The organism is Dietzia sp. JS16-p6b, from assembly GCF_003052165.1.
In the GTDB taxonomy this organism is placed as follows: Bacteria; Actinomycetota; Actinomycetes; order Mycobacteriales; family Mycobacteriaceae; genus Dietzia.
In genome coordinates this window covers 2,159,301-2,173,787 of sequence record NZ_CP024869.1, presented here as the reverse complement: position 1 = coordinate 2,173,787, position 14,487 = coordinate 2,159,301, and the positions used below count along the sequence as shown (strand labels likewise).

The 14,487-nt window shown below is 71.1% G+C and carries 14 protein-coding genes; 12 read left to right on the top strand and 2 right to left on the bottom strand.

The annotated features are described in order from the left end of the window. Nucleotides 1-71 precede the first annotated feature (71 nt). From CT688_RS09900 to dapC, 3 genes are all read left to right on the top strand, one after another. On the top strand, nt 72-2,663 hold the full coding sequence (locus CT688_RS09900; RefSeq protein WP_107756759.1) for a bifunctional FO biosynthesis protein CofGH: 2,592 nt from the start codon (nt 72-74) through the stop codon (nt 2,661-2,663). Nucleotides 2,664-2,748: 85 nt separating this feature from the next. Then, on the top strand, nt 2,749-3,072 hold the full coding sequence (fdxA, locus tag CT688_RS09895) for a ferredoxin (RefSeq protein ID WP_107758132.1): 324 nt from the start codon (nt 2,749-2,751) through the stop codon (nt 3,070-3,072). Between the two features lie 8 nt (nt 3,073-3,080). After that, on the top strand, nt 3,081-4,190 hold the full coding sequence (gene dapC, locus CT688_RS09890) for a succinyldiaminopimelate transaminase (RefSeq protein WP_197431401.1): 1,110 nt from the start codon (nt 3,081-3,083) through the stop codon (nt 4,188-4,190). Between the two features lie 64 nt (nt 4,191-4,254). On the opposite strand, the gene dapD is transcribed toward dapC, so the two are convergent. Beyond that, nucleotides 4,255-5,223 carry a 2,3,4,5-tetrahydropyridine-2,6-dicarboxylate N-succinyltransferase gene (gene dapD, locus CT688_RS09885; RefSeq protein ID WP_107756757.1) on the bottom strand — a complete coding sequence of 323 codons (969 nt, stop codon included), beginning with the start codon at nt 5,221-5,223 and terminating at the stop codon, nt 4,255-4,257. 60 nt (nt 5,224-5,283) lie between these two features. Here dapD and dapE point away from each other — a divergent pair, with 60 nt between their 5' ends. The 8 genes from dapE (at nt 5,284) to CT688_RS09845 (ending at nt 11,957) form a co-directional block, all read left to right on the top strand. Further along, nucleotides 5,284-6,453 (top strand): succinyl-diaminopimelate desuccinylase, encoded by a 1,170-nt coding sequence (gene dapE / locus CT688_RS09880; protein ID WP_107756756.1) that lies wholly within the window; start codon nt 5,284-5,286, stop codon nt 6,451-6,453. A 99-nt stretch (nt 6,454-6,552) separates the two neighbouring features. After that, on the top strand, nt 6,553-7,353 hold the full coding sequence (locus tag CT688_RS09875) for a TIGR00730 family Rossman fold protein (RefSeq protein ID WP_107758131.1): 801 nt from the start codon (nt 6,553-6,555) through the stop codon (nt 7,351-7,353). Next, nucleotides 7,350-7,907, top strand: coding sequence for a TIGR00730 family Rossman fold protein (locus CT688_RS09870; RefSeq protein ID WP_107756755.1), 558 nt, complete (start codon nt 7,350-7,352; stop codon nt 7,905-7,907). Before CT688_RS09875 ends, CT688_RS09870 begins: the two co-directional genes overlap by 4 nt. After that, on the top strand, nt 7,904-8,803 hold the full coding sequence (gene folP, locus CT688_RS09865) for a dihydropteroate synthase (protein WP_107756754.1): 900 nt from the start codon (nt 7,904-7,906) through the stop codon (nt 8,801-8,803). Before CT688_RS09870 ends, folP begins: the two co-directional genes overlap by 4 nt. A gap of 82 nt (nt 8,804-8,885) precedes the next feature. Further along, the gene (locus CT688_RS09860) at nt 8,886-9,236 is read left to right on the top strand and encodes a DivIVA domain-containing protein (RefSeq protein WP_107756753.1); all 351 of its coding nucleotides are present in this window, start codon (nt 8,886-8,888) and stop codon (nt 9,234-9,236) included. A 90-nt stretch (nt 9,237-9,326) separates the two neighbouring features. Then, nucleotides 9,327-9,494, top strand: a complete 168-nt coding sequence (locus CT688_RS09855; RefSeq protein ID WP_081615186.1) for a DUF3117 domain-containing protein — start codon at nt 9,327-9,329, stop codon at nt 9,492-9,494. 79 nt (nt 9,495-9,573) lie between these two features. Next, the gene (locus CT688_RS09850) at nt 9,574-11,043 is read left to right on the top strand and encodes a M17 family metallopeptidase (RefSeq protein ID WP_107756752.1); all 1,470 of its coding nucleotides are present in this window, start codon (nt 9,574-9,576) and stop codon (nt 11,041-11,043) included. Beyond that, entirely contained in the window at nt 11,040-11,957 is a 918-nt protein-coding gene (locus CT688_RS09845) for a putative RNA methyltransferase (RefSeq protein WP_231750280.1), read from the top strand. Before CT688_RS09850 ends, CT688_RS09845 begins: the two co-directional genes overlap by 4 nt. On the opposite strand, the gene glgA is transcribed toward CT688_RS09845, so the two are convergent. Further along, nucleotides 11,946-13,112: a glycogen synthase gene (glgA, locus tag CT688_RS09840; RefSeq protein WP_107756751.1), complete on the bottom strand. Its 1,167-nt coding sequence runs from the start codon at nt 13,110-13,112 to the stop codon at nt 11,946-11,948. The genes CT688_RS09845 and glgA overlap by 12 nt on opposite strands. Before the next feature lie 143 nt (nt 13,113-13,255). On the opposite strand from glgA, the gene glgC reads away from it, so the two are divergent. Further along, on the top strand, nt 13,256-14,482 hold the full coding sequence (gene glgC, locus CT688_RS09835; RefSeq protein ID WP_107756750.1) for a glucose-1-phosphate adenylyltransferase: 1,227 nt from the start codon (nt 13,256-13,258) through the stop codon (nt 14,480-14,482). Nucleotides 14,483-14,487 lie beyond the last annotated feature (5 nt).

Genomic DNA, 14,487 nt, shown 5'->3' with positions numbered 1-14,487 from the left:
CCGTACGGCCGTGACCTCCCACGCAGCACCGGCCCTCCACCTCGCGGCCTCGGTGGGGCATCATCACGGACATGGATCTCGCCCTGACGCCCGTCGATCCCGAGCCCACGCCCTCGGCCATGCGCCGCGCGCTGCGCCGGGCCTCCGACGGGCTCACCCTCGACGTGACCGAGGCGGCGGTGTTGCTGGCCGCGCGTGGTGACGATCTCGTCCGGCTGACCGGGCTGGCGGCCGCGCGCCGCGACGCACGGCTCGTCGACGAGGGACGCCCGGGGGTGGTGACCTACTCCCGCAAGGTGTTCGTCCCGCTCACCCGCCTGTGCCGCGACCGCTGCCACTACTGCACGTTCGTGACCGTTCCGGGCAAGCTCCGGGCCGCTGGCGAGGGGCTGTTCCTCGACCCCGACGAGGTGGTGGACCTGTGCCGACGCGGCGCGGAAGCCGGGTGCAAGGAGGCGCTCTTCACGTTGGGCGACCGACCGGAGGACCGCTGGCCCGAGGCGAGGGAGTGGCTCGAGTCGCGCGGCTTCTCCTCGACCCTGGACTACGTCAGGGCCATGGCCATCCGGGTGTTGGAGGAGACGGGGCTGCTGCCGCATCTCAACCCCGGGGTGATGAGCTGGTCGGAGATGTCCATGCTCAAGCCGGTCGCACCGTCGATGGGGATGATGCTCGAGACCACCGCCACGAGGCTGTTCACCACCCCGGGTGCGTGCCACCACGGCAGCCCGGACAAGGACCCCGCGGTGAGGCTACGGACCCTGACCGACGCCGGGCGTCTCGCGGTGCCGTTCACCTCGGGGATCCTGGTCGGTATCGGGGAGAACCGGACCGAACGGGCCGAGAGTCTGCTCGCGTTGGCCGGACTGGCCAGGGAGTTCGGACACCTCCAGGAGGTGATCGTCCAGAATTTCCGGGCCAAGCCCGACACCGCCATGCGCGACTCGGCCGACGCGGACACCGGCGAGTTCCTCGCCGCGATCGCCGTCGCGCGCCTGGTGCTCGACCCGCGGGTCGCCGTCCAGGCCCCGCCGAATCTGGTGGACCGGGGGGAGGTGCTGGCTCTCATCGGCGCGGGGGTGGACGACCTGGGCGGCATCTCCCCGCTGACACCCGATCACGTCAACCCCGAGCGGCCGTGGCCGCATCTCGAGGGGCTGACCGCCGACCTGGCGGCGGCGGGGTGGGCACTGACCGAGCGTCTCACCGCCCACCCGCGCTACGTCGGTGCGGGCGACGCCTGGATCGACCCCAGGGTGTCGGGGCACGTCCACGCGCTCGCCGACCCGGGCACGGGCCTGGCCGCGGTCGGTGACGGTGGTGGGGGCGACGACGAGGTGGTCCGCCCCTCGGGGCGGCCGTGGCAGGAGCCCGACGACGACTGGGACTCGAGCGGACGGACGGACCTGCACACCGCGATCGACACCGAGGGCCGCAACACCGACACCCGTTCGGACATCGGCGAGGCGTTCGGCAACTGGGACGTCATCCGGGCCCGCGCCGCCGAACTCGGTGCGGCCGCGCTGGTCCCCGAGCGCGCGGACTCCGAGGTCGTCGCGGCGCTGCGGGCCGCGGAATCGGACCCGGCCGGCCTCACCGACGACCAGTACCTCGCCCTGGCCACGGCCACGGGGGACGGGCTGGCCGCCGTGGCCGGACTCGCCGACCGGATCCGCGCGGACGTGGTGGGGGAGACGGTGACCTACGTCGTCAACCGGAACATCAACTTCTCCAACATCTGCTACACGGGGTGCCGGTTCTGTGCGTTCGCCCAGCGCAAGGGGGACGCGGACGCGTTCTCGCTCTCGGCCGCCGAGGTGGCCGACCGCGCGTACGAGGCGTACGTCTCCGGGGCGTCCGAGGTCTGCATGCAGGGCGGGATCGACCCGGACCTGCCGGTCACCGGGTACGCCGACCTCGTCCGCGCGGTCAAGGAGCGGGTGCCGTCCATGCACGTCCACGCGTTCAGCCCGATGGAGATCTCGAACGGGGCGGCCCGGTCCGGGGTGGGGGTCAGGGAGTGGCTCACCGAGTTGCGGGCGGCCGGTCTGGACACCATCCCGGGGACGGCGGCGGAGATCCTCGATGACGAGGTCCGCTGGGTGCTGACGAAGGGCAAACTCCCGGCCTCCGAATGGATCGACATCGTCACCACCGCACACGAGGTGGGACTGCGATCGAGCTCCACCATGATGTACGGCCACGTGGACACGCCGCGGCACTGGGTGGCGCACCTGCGCACGCTGAGGGGGATCCAGGACCGGACCGGCGGGTTCACCGAGTTCGTCCCCCTGCCTTTCGTGCACCGCAGCGCCCCGCTCTACCTGGCGGGCGCGTCCCGGCCGGGTCCGACTCGCCAGGAGAACGTCGCGGTCCACGCGCTGGCCCGGATCATGTTGCACGGTGCCGTCGACAACGTCCAGACCAGCTGGGTCAAGCTCGGGGTCGCGGGCACTCGCACCATGTTGCGCGCGGGCGCCAACGACCTCGGCGGCACCCTCATGGAGGAGACGATCTCCCGGATGGCCGGGGCGGAGAACGGGTCGGCCAAGACCCCGGAGGAGATCGCGGAGATCGCCACCGGTATCGGACGGCCCGTGCGGCGCAGGGACACCGTCTACGGCCCGGCTCCCACCCAGATCCCCGTGACCGTCGTCACATAGCGCGACCGGCTTCGGGGCGGCGTGGTCGCGCGCACGGGGTGTGACATACGATGCAGGCCATACCGCTATGAGGAAGGTGGCCGACGTGACCTACACGATCGCAGAGCCGTGCGTCGACGTGATGGACAAGTCCTGCGTCGAGGAGTGTCCGGTCGACTGCATCTACGAGGGTGGACGGATGCTGTACATCCATCCCGACGAGTGTGTCGACTGCGGCGCGTGTGAACCCGTGTGCCCGGTGGAGGCCATTTTCTACGAGGACGACACCCCGGAGGAGTGGTCCGAGTACAACACCGCGAACGTCGACTTCTTCGTGGAGCTGGGATCGCCGGGTGGCGCGGCCAAGGTGGGCAAGATCGACTACGACCACCCGTTCATCAAGGCGCTGCCCCCCATGAACCAGGAGTGACCTCGGTCGTGTCGCGCCCGGAGCGCCGTCCTCCCGCGCGCGCACTCCCCGTGTTCCCGTGGGACACCCTCGCCGAGGCGAGGACCCTCGCCTCGGCGCACCCCGACGGCCTGGTCGACCTCACCGTGGGAACCCCGGTCGATCCGGTCGCCCCGGTGATCCGCGAGGCGCTCGATGCCGGATCCGACGAACCGGGGTACCCGGCCACCGTCGGGACACCGGAGTTGCAGACGGCTGCCGCCGACGCCCTCGCCAGGCGCTACGGTGTCACCGGGCTGGACGCCGGCTCGGTACTGCCCGCCATCGGCACCAAGGAACTCATCGCGGGGCTGCCCACACAACTCGGACTCGGTCCGGGGCACACGGTCGTCGTACCGGAGGTGGCCTATCCGACGTATGAGGTCGGCGCCCTGCTCGCGGGGGCGGCGGTCGTGCGTGCCGACTCGCTGACCCAGCTCGGCCCGTCGTCGCCCACCCTGCTCTACCTCAACTCGCCGGCGAACCCCAGCGGCCGGGTGCTCGGCGTGGACCACCTGCGCAAGGTGGTCGAGTGGGCCCGCGAACGCGGGGTGATCGTGGCCTCGGACGAGTGTTACCTCGGGTTGGTGTGGGAGGGGGAGGCGCCGTCGATCCTGGACCCGCGTGTCTGCGACGGCGATCACTCCGGCCTGCTGGCCCTGCACTCGCTGTCCAAGACCTCGAATCTCGCCTCGTATCGCGCGGGCTTCGTGGCGGGGGATCCGTCGCTCGTGGCGGAGCTGCTGGCGGTCCGCAAACATGCCGGCCTGATGATGCCCCTGCCCGTCCAGAACGCCATGACCGCGGCGCTTCGGGATGACGCGCACGAGGCCGAGCAGCGCGAGCGCTACCGGGCCCGGCGCGAGCTCCTGCTCCCGGCCGTGGAGGCCGCCGGATTCCGGGTGGATCACTCGCAGGCCGGGCTGTACCTCTGGGCGACGCGGGACGAGCCCTGTCGCGAGACGGTGGACTGGTTCGCCCGGCGCGGCCTGCTCGTGGCGCCCGGTGAATTCTACGGCTCCGCGGGTGCCCGGCACGTCCGCATCGCCCTCACGGCCACCGACGCCACGGTGGCCGAGGCGGTACGCCGGCTGGCCTGAGGTCACCGAGACCCGGCCGGCGCCCGCCGATGTGGGATACCGGACGCGGATGTCCGCCCGCGAGTCAGTCGTTGGCGTGGAGCGCGTCGTTGAGTTCCACGCCCTCCTTCTTCCACGGCACGGCCTCGACCGCGCCGGAGACGGAGTTGCGACGGAAGAGCAGGTTGTCCATCCCGGAGAGCCGACCGGCCTTGACGGGCTCGCGGTCGGCCCAGGCGCCCGCCCGGACGTCCACCTTCGTGCCGGCGGTGACGTAGAGCCCGGCCTCGACCACGCAGTCGTCACCGAGGGAGATCCCTATCCCGGAGTTGGCTCCCAGCAGGCACCGTTCGCCTATCGAGATGGTCTCCTTGCCGCCGCCGGAGAGCGTCCCCATGATCGACGCGCCACCGCCGACGTCGGAGTCGGCGCCGACCACGACCCCGGCCGAGATGCGGCCCTCGACCATCGACGGCCCGAGGGTGCCGGCGTTGAAGTTGACGAAGCCCTCGTGCATGACGGTCGTCCCCTCCGCCAGGTGGGCTCCCAGCCGGACGCGGTCGGCGTCGGCGATCCGCACCCCGGACGGGACCACGTAGTCCACCATGCGCGGGAACTTGTCGATGCCGAACACCGTGACCGGTCCGCGGGCGCGGAGCTTGGCGCGGACGAGCTCGAAGCCCGGGACCGCACAGGGGCCGAAGTTGGTCCACACCACGTTGCTCAGGGTCCCGAAGAGGCCGTCCATGTTCGCGTAGTGGGGCTTGATGAGGCGATGGCTGATCAGGTGGAGCCGGAGGTACGCGTCGTACGCGTCGGTCGGGGCCTGCGTGAGGTCGCCGATCTCCACGCGGACCGCGACCCGCTCGACACCTCGGTCGGCATCGGGTCCTGTCAGGGGGGCGAGCTCGGCGGGGACCTCGTCGCCCGAGAGGATCCGGTGGCCCCCCTCGGAGGCCGCACCGAGCTCCGGTGCGGGATACCACACGTCGAGAACGGTGTGATCGGACGTCAGGGTGGCGATTCCGGTGGCTACGGCTCCGTGTGCACTCATACCCCGATGCTAGCGGTCGGCCCCGGCGCACAACGGTGACGGGCATCTAAGGTGGACGCCGTGACCGCCGCCCTCGATCTGACCGCAGACCCGGTCGACCTCGCCCGTGCGCTCGTCGACATCCCCAGCCCCTCCCGGGCGGAAGCGGTGATCGCCGGCGCCGTCCACACCGCGCTCGAGAAGGTGGTCGCCGGGTTCACCGGACCGGCCGCCGGGCGGACCGAACTGATCCGTGACGGCGACCGCATCCTGGCCCGGACCACCAGGGGCCTGCCCACGCGCGTGGTGCTCGCGGGTCATCTCGACACCGTCCCGGTGGCGGACAACGTGCCGTCCACGATCACCGGAGAGGGCGACGATCTGGTCCTGCACGGGTGCGGGGCGGTCGACATGAAGTCCGGGGACGCGGTGTTCCTCCACCTGTTCGCGACCCTCGCGGACTCCGCCGCGCTCGCGCACGATCTCACCCTCGTCCTCTACGACTGCGAGGAGATCGAGGCCACCGCCAACGGCCTGGGGTTCCTCGAACGGAGCCACCTGGACTGGCTCCGTGGGGACGTGGCGATTCTCGGTGAGCCCACCGGTGGCCAGATCGAGGCGGGCTGTCAGGGGACCTGCCGTCTCCGGATCCACACCCGCGGCACCCGGGCCCACTCGGCGCGGAGCTGGTTGGGCGACAACGCCGTGCACCGACTAGCCCCACTGTTGGCGGCGCTCGAGTCGTACGAGCCGCGCTCGGTGGACATCGACGGATGCGTGTACAGGGAGGGGCTGCAGGCCGTGCGGATGTCCGCAGGCGTGGCCGGCAACACCGTTCCGGACGAGGCATGGCTCGACGTCAACTTCCGGTTCGCCCCGGACCGGGACCCCGATGCGGCGCTCACGCACGCTCTCGAGGCGCTCGGGCTGACCCGGTCCGGGCGCATCCCGACGGGCGAGGATCCGCCGAGCGAGCCCGGTGAGTACTGGGAACTGACCGACATGTCCCCCGGGGCCCTGCCGGGTCTCGCGGCCCCGGCGGCGGCCGACCTCGTGCGTGCGGCGGGTGGGCGGGTGCGGGCGAAGTACGGGTGGACCGACGTGTCACGGTTCGCTGCTCTGGGCATTCCCGCGGTCAACCTCGGTCCGGGCGATCCCGGGTTGGCACACACCCGGGAGGAACACTGCCCGGCCACCCAGATCACCGCGGTGACCGGGATGCTCCGCGCCTACCTCACCGCATCGGACTGAACCCCGGAGCCGACTGAACCCCGGAGCCGACACGAGCCCGGAGCCGACACGATCCGGGCCTCCGAACCCGGGCCGACCACTGTAGGAGATGTGACCCTGATGGCACAGAACGATCCGGTACACCTGCGCGGCCCGCTCCTCCTGCGACGGGACAGGGGCGGCGATCGCACGACCACGGACCAGCGGCTGCTGGACAAGAATCAGGACACCGACTGGTTGCACACCGACCCGTGGCGGGTCCTGCGCATCCAGAGCGAGTTCGTCAACGGGTTCGGCGCACTCGCGGAGCTCTCCGACGCGGTGAGTGTCTTCGGTTCGGCACGGACGCGCCCGGGCGATCCCGCCTACGAGCAGGCGGTGGAACTGGGTCGTGCCCTCGCCGAGGCGGGGTATGCCGTCGTGACCGGTGGTGGACCCGGTCAGATGGAGGCGGCGAACAAGGGCGCCTGGGAGGCGAACGGCGAGTCCGTGGGTCTGGGGATCGAGCTGCCCATGGAGCAGGGAATCAACCGCTGGGTCGACCTCGGCCTGCACTTTCGCTACTTCTTCGTCCGCAAGACGATGTTCGTCAAGTACACGCAGGCCTTCGTGTGCACCCCGGGCGGTTTCGGCACCCTCGACGAGTTCTTCGAAGCGATCACCCTGGTCCAGACGGACAAGATCACCCGGTTCCCGATCGTGCTGCTGGGCGTCGACTTCTGGGCACCTCTGGTGGAATGGATCCGGGGCACCCTCGTCGAGCAGGGCATGGTCTCGGCGTCCGATCTCGATCTGTTCCTGGTCACGGATTCCGTCGACGAGGCCGTCCAGTACATCCGCCGGGCGCACCATCAGGCCGCGCTGACCGCAGAGCAGCGGGAAGACCTCTTCGGCGAGGAGCACCGGGGAGTCGAACGATGAGGGCCCCTGTGCCCGGGCGCAGGGTCTGCGTCTACTGCGCCTCCTCGTCGTACGACCCCGAGCTGCTGGGGATCGCCACCGAAGTGGGTGCGGCTATCGCCCGCCGCGGGTGGTCCCTGGTCTCCGGTGGAGGTCACGTGTCGATGATGGGTGCGGTCGCGGAGGCGGCGCGGGACGGCGGAGCCAGAACCGTCGGTGTCATCCCTGAAGGGCTGCGAGTGCGGGAGGTGGCCGACACCGCCGCGGACGAGTTGGTGGTGGTGACCACCATGCGGGAGCGCAAGCGCGAGATGGAGGAGCGCTCCGACGCGTTCCTCACCCTGCCCGGGGGGATCGGGACGATGGAGGAGATGTTCGAGATGTGGACGTCCGCGTCGCTCGGTTTCCACCACAAGCCGGTGGTGCTGTACGACCCGATCGGCTTCTACCGGCCGTTGCTGGACTGGGTCGGGGGCCTCGTCGAGTCGGGACTGGTCTCGCCTCAGGCGTTCGACCACCTCGTGGTCCGCGATGAGGTGGAGGCAGCCCTCGACGCCTGCGGAGGGCGTCGATGACCGCACCGACCTCGGCCCCCTCACCCTCGAACTGGAAGCCCACGCTCTGCGGGCACCCGGTACCCGTCGACCGGCCCCTGGTGATGGCGATCGTCAATCGCACCCCCGACTCCTTCTACGACCGTGGAGCGAACTTCACCGACGCGGCGGCGATGGAGCGGGTCGATCGGTGCGTGGCGGACGGCGCGGACATCCTCGACATCGGTGGGGTCAAGGCGGGGCCAGGTGAGCTCGTCGACGCCCGTGAGGAGGTGCGTCGGGTCGTCCCCTTCGTCGAGACGGTGCGGGACAGGTACCCCGACGCCGTGCTCTCCGTCGACACCTGGCGTGGGTCGGTCGCCAGGAAGGCCCTCGCCGCCGGCGCCGATCTGGTCAACGACACGTGGGCCGGACACGATCCCGAGGTCCTGGTCGCAGCCGGTGAGGTGGGGGCTGGGTTCGTGTGTTCCCATACCGGCGGCGCGATCCCGCGGACCCGTCCCTTCCGGGTCGGTTATCGCGATGTGGTCCTCGACGTGGTCTCGGAACTGGCGGCCGCCACCGAGCGGGCGATCGCCGCGGGCGTCCCGGCCGACGGGATCCTGATCGACCCCACCCACGATTTCGGGAAGAACACCTTCCACGGGTTGGAACTGCTGCGGCGACTGGACGAGATCGTCGCCCTGGGCCACCCCGTCCTCATGGCTCTGAGCAACAAGGATTTCATCGGCGAGACCCTGGACGCGGGTATCGACGACAGGGCCGAGGGCACTCTGGCCGCGACCGCCGTCGCGGCGATGATGGGTGCCCGCGTGTTCCGCACCCACGACGTGCTCGCGACCCGTAGGGCGGTGGAGATGGTGGCCTCCATCTCGGGGACCCGCCCACCTGCGCGAACGGTCCGGGGGCTCGCCTGACCCGGCCTGGTCACCGCCGCCGACGCCGCGGCGGTTGTGCGAGACTGGGGGACCGGCCCGGACCAGAGGGGGATTCGCCCGCATGCTCACCGTCGTCGTCTACGTGGTGCTCACCCTGATCGTCGCCGCAGCGCTCTTCGCCCTGTCGGTCGTGGTCTTCGGCCGCTCCGAGCCACTGCCGGCCGTGGCGCGGGGCCACACGGTCACCTCGCTGCCGGAGGGCCCGCTCCGTGGAGACGATCTGCGATCGGTTCGGTTCGGGATGTCCGCACGCGGGTACACGATGTCGGAGGTCGACTGGGCACTGGAGGAGGCGGCCGCGGAGATCGACCGCCTCCGCGCGCGCCTCGACGGCGCGGGAAACGGCCCACAGCACTCGGACGCCGCGGGCCCAGAACGCGCTCCCGCGTCCGGGCCCGGTGTGACGCGCTAGAATCGCAGCATCCATTCAGCAACACCGCACGTGGGCGTGGTCGTCCTCACCGGACGCGGCCCACTGCCAAGGACGAAGGGAATCGACCTGATGGCGGCTATGAAGCCCAGGACCGGTGACGGACCGATGGAAGCGGCCAAGGAGGGCCGCGGGATCGTCATGCGCGTCCCTCTCGAGGGTGGCGGACGCCTCGTCGTGGAGTTGACCCCCGACGAGGCGAGGTCGCTCGGCGAGGAGCTGACCCAGGCCATCTCCTGATCGTCCTCTGCTCTGTCGACTCGACGCACCCGACCCACGTGGCGGGTGCGTCGAGTCGGTTCTACGGAAGGTGAACCCGATGCCCGAGATCCCCTCACGTCCACTGCCCACCGTCCTGGTGGTCGGCGGATCCGAGGCCGTCGATGGATGGCCCCTGGCCACCCGACCCGCGACGACGGACGGATCCCTCCGTGGTCGCCCGGCTGAGGCGCGGACGAGCGTGGTCGACGGCCGTCCGGTGGTGGAGGTGGAGATCGACGCGTCGTCCCCCCGCCCCGGCTGGGCGGGGACGGTGGATGTCGGGATCGGCTACCGCCGCGCGGGGGCGGCCGTGGCGAGGCACCTGCGCGACACGGGCAGGATCGAGCAGGTCACGGTCGCCGTCCCCGGGGTCGTACCCGTCGACCGGCTGGGGGATCTGGTGTTGGGATATCTCTTGGGCGCCCGTGGGCAGGATGTCTTCGCCGCCGATCCGACGCCGGTGCCACCAGCCCTGGTGGTGCGGGTGTCGAGGGGGACGGAGGACGACGACGAGGAGGCCGTCCGCGCCGCTGTGGCGGCCGCCGAGGACGCCGCACGGGCGACCGCCCTGGCCCGCGATCTCGCGGGCGCTCCCGCCGACCTCAAGACCCCTGCATGGCTCGTGGCGCGGATGGCCGACGTGCTGTCCGGGGCAGGGATGCGTACCCGGGTGCTCGAGGGTGACCAGCTCGTCGAGGGCGGATTCGGGGGTGTCCTCGCGGTCGGCGGCGGGTCCGCCGCGTCGCCCCGGGTCCTGGTGGCGCGCCGACCCGGCCCCGGTACGCGCGTGCTGCTGGTGGGAAAGGGCATCACGTTCGACACCGGTGGGATCTCGGTCAAGCCGGCGGACGGGATGCATCTCATGCGCACGGACATGGCGGGCTCGGCCGCGGTCGTGGCGGCGGCGGCCTCCTACTGCGCCGACGCGAGTGACGGGTACGCCGATCTCGACGTGACCGTCGTGGTGCCCTCGGCCGAGAACATGATCTCCGGTGCCGCGTATCGCCCCGGGGACGTGGTCACCCACGTGGGGGGTACGACGTCGGAGGTCACCAACACGGACGCGGAGGGCCGGATGGTGCTGGCCGATGCGTTGGTGCACGGGATCGCGGAATGCGATCCGGACCTGGTCGTGGACGTGGCCACCCTGACCGGGGCGATGAAGGTGGCGCTCGGGATGCGGACGGGTGCGGTGATGGCGAACGACGACGATCTCGCGGACCGCGTGTCGGTGGCGGGTGCGGGGGCGGGGGAGCGGTGGTGGCGGCTCCCGCTTCCCGACGACCTGCGCCGGGCGGTCGATTCCGGCATCGCGGATCGGCGGCAGGCCCCCGCGGGCCCGGGGGCCATCACCGCGGCCCTCTTCCTGGAGGGGTTCGTCGACGGTCGGCCGTGGGCCCACCTCGACATCGCCGGCCCGGCGCGGTCGCCGGAGGAGATCGACGAGGTCGGACCGGTGGCGACCGGTTTCGCCACCCGCACACTGGTGGGGCTGCTCCGGGATCTCGTGGACCGGCCTCGGCGATGACCCCGGCCCCGGCCGCGCTGGCGAGGGCGGTGCCGCTGTTGCGCTGTCCGCTGTGCCGGGCCGGCCTGGAGTCGACAGGGGCCGGAGTGCGGTGTGGCGGCGGGCATGCGTTCGACCGCGCTCGCGGTGGTCATCTGACGCTCCTCGGCGCGCGGGGTCGACGATTCCCCGGCGACTCGGCGGAGCAGGTCGCCGCCCGCGAACGGGTCCTCGGCCACGGGGTGTTCGACGGTGTGGCCGAGGCGCTGGTGGAGGCGGCGGTGGAGGCGGTGGCCGGTGCGGTCGGCTCAGACGATCGCCCCGTGATCCTGGACGCCGGTGCCGGCACCGGGTTCTATCTCGACCGGGTCATCGACGCGCTACTCCGGAGTGGTGCGGGGAGCGATGAGGCCGCGGACGCGGCGGGAGGCCCTCTCGGGATCGGCACGGAACTCTCCGTCGCCGCCGCCCGTCGGTTGGCCCGCGTCAATCCTCTCGTCGCGGCTCTCGTCGTCGACACGTGGGACGGGCTGCCCCTGGAGGACGGGTGCGTCGACGTGGTCCAGGTGGTCTTCGCCCCCAGGAACCCCGCCGAGTTCGCGCGGGTCCTGCGTCCGGGCGGGACACTGGTCGTCGCGGTGCCGGGCCCGGGCCACCTCGAGCCCCTGAGGTCCCGTGCCGGGATGCTCGCGCCCGCGGCGGACAAGGCGCAGCGTCTCGACACCCGACTGGCCGCGGGCTTCGATCCCGGCCCGGTCCGGGTGGTCGATGTCACCACGGAGGTTCCCGCGCGGATCGCCGCGGACCTCGCGCTCATGGGGCCCAGTGGCGTGCACCTGAACCGCGCCGGCGTAGAAGCCGCGGTAGGGGTGGGCGACGCTCCTCTCCGCGTCCACGTCGAGGTGCGGTCCTTCCGCAGGTCTCTACAGGAGTGAGGCGTACATCGCGTGGGTCTGCTCGGCGATCGCCTCCCACGCGAACCGGGTCCGGGCCCGCTCCTGACCGGCACGGCCGTAGGCGGCGGCCTTGGCGGGGTCGGCCACCAGCTCGTTGACCGCGGCGGCGAGGCCGGCCTCGAAGGCGTCCGGGTCCGACTCGTCGTAATGGACGAGGATGCCGGTCTCACCGTCGACGACGACCTCCGGGATCCCCCCGACATCGGAGGCCACGACCGCGGTGTCGCACGCCATCGCCTCCAGGTTGACGATCCCGAGGGGTTCGTACACGGACGGGCACGCGAACACCGTGGCGGCGGAGAGGATCTCGATGACCTCGTCGCGCGGCAACATGTCGCGGAGCCAGAACACGCCGTCACGGGTGGACTGCAGATCGCCGACCAGGGACTCCATCTCGGCCCCGATCTCCGGGGTGTCCGGCGCACCGGCGCACAGCACGAGCTGGGCGTCCGGGTGGAAGTCGCGGGCGGCACGGACCAGGTGGGGCACACCCTTCTGACGGGTGATGCGTCCGACGAACGCGACGATCGGGCGGTCCGGGTCGACACCGTGGCGGCGGAGGACGGAGTCCTCGCCGGTGAAGGTCTCGCCCGGCGACCACACGGAGGTGTCGATACCGTTGAGGATCACATGGATCTTCTCCGGGTCGACCTCGGGGTAGACGCGGAGGATCTCGTCCTTCATCCGCGCACTCACGGCGACCACCGCGTCCGCGTGGGCGAAGGCGTTGCGCTCGGACCACGACGAGACGCGGTAACCCCCGCCGAGCTGTTCCGCCTTCCAGGGGCGGCTGGGTTCCAGCGAGTGGGCGGACACCACGTGCGGGATCCCGTAGAGCTCCCCGGCGAGGTGGCCTGCGAGGCCCGTGTACCAGGTGTGGGAGTGGACGATGTCCGCCCCTTCCGCGGCCACACACATGCGCAGGCCCGCCGAGAGGGTGCGGATCGCGGGGTTGGCGTCCTCGCCCAGCTCCGGATCAGGGCGAAACGCCCGGGCGGAGTCCCGGTCGGCGCCCATGCACAGGACGTCCACCTCACACAGCGGCCTCAGGGTGGCCACCAGTTCGGTCACGTGGACGCCCGCCCCGCCGTAGACCTCCGGCGGATACTCCCTCGTCATCATCGCTACTCGCACACCGGCCAACCTAGCCGTCCGCGGCGTCCCCTGGAGCGTTGCGGGTGAACCCCGCCCGACCACGGGGTGTCCTGCCGGGGCAGAGCGGGGGCAAGTCCCGCGATGGCCCGCGTCGGCGGCCCGGAAATCGTTACGGTGGGGGTGTGAGGAACCAGCCGCACGTCCTAGCAATAGTCCTCGCCGGTGGCGAGGGCAAGCGACTCTTTCCGCACACGGCGGACCGCGCCAAACCAGCGGTCCCGTTCGGCGGGTCCTACAGGTTGATCGACTTCGTCCTGAGCAACCTCGTCAACGCCGGCTTCATGCGGATCTGCGTCCTCACCCAGTACAAGTCGCACTCCCTCGACCGGCACATCTCGCAGGTGTGGCACATGAGCGGGATGGGTGGTGAGTACATCACCCCCGTCCCCGCGCAGCAGCGGCTCGGACCCCGGTGGTACACCGGTTCGGCGGACGCCATCCTCCAGTCGTTGAACCTGGTCTACGACGAGAGGCCCGACCACATCGTCGTCTTCGGGGCGGACCACGTGTACCGCATGGATCCCCGTCAGATGCTGGAGCACCACATCGAGACGGGAGCCGCGGTCACGGTCGCCGGGATCCGGGTCCCGCGACGTGAGGCCTTCGCCTTCGGTTGCATCGACGCGGGGGAGGACGACCTGATCCGTGACTGGGTCGAGAAGCCCTCCGATCCACCGGGCACCCCGGACGACCCGGACGCGACCTTCGCCTCGATGGGCAACTACATCTTCACCGCGGATGCGCTCGTCGACGCCCTCAAGGCCGACGCGGAGAAGCCGGATTCCACCCACGACATGGGCGGGGACATCATCCCCGCGCTGGTGGAACAGCAGCGCGCGTACGTGTACGACTTCGCGCGGAACCGGGTCCCCGGCGAGACGGAGCGCGACAGGGGGTACTGGCGCGACGTCGGGACCATCGACGCCTTCTACGACGCCCACGTGGATCTGGTCTCGGTGCACCCGGTCTTCAACCTCTACAACAAGCTGTGGCCCATCCGCACGCAACAGGACAACCTGCCGCCCGCCAAGTTCGTCAACGGCGGGATGTCCCAGGAGTCGATGGTGGGGGCGGGCACGATCATCTCCGCGGCCACCGTGCGCAACTCCGTGGTCTCCAACAACGTGGTCGTGGAGGACGGCGCCGTGGTGGAGGGCAGCGTGCTCATGCCCGGAGTCCGGATCGGCCGCGGCGCCGTGGTGCGCAAGGCGATCGTGGACAAGAACTGCCAGATCGGCGCGGGTGATGTGATCGGGGTCGACCACGAACGCGACCGCCTGCGGTTCCCCGTCAGTGCCGGCGGCGTGGTGAGCGTGTCCAAGAATTCGGTCACGTCGCTGCCGGGCTGAGACGG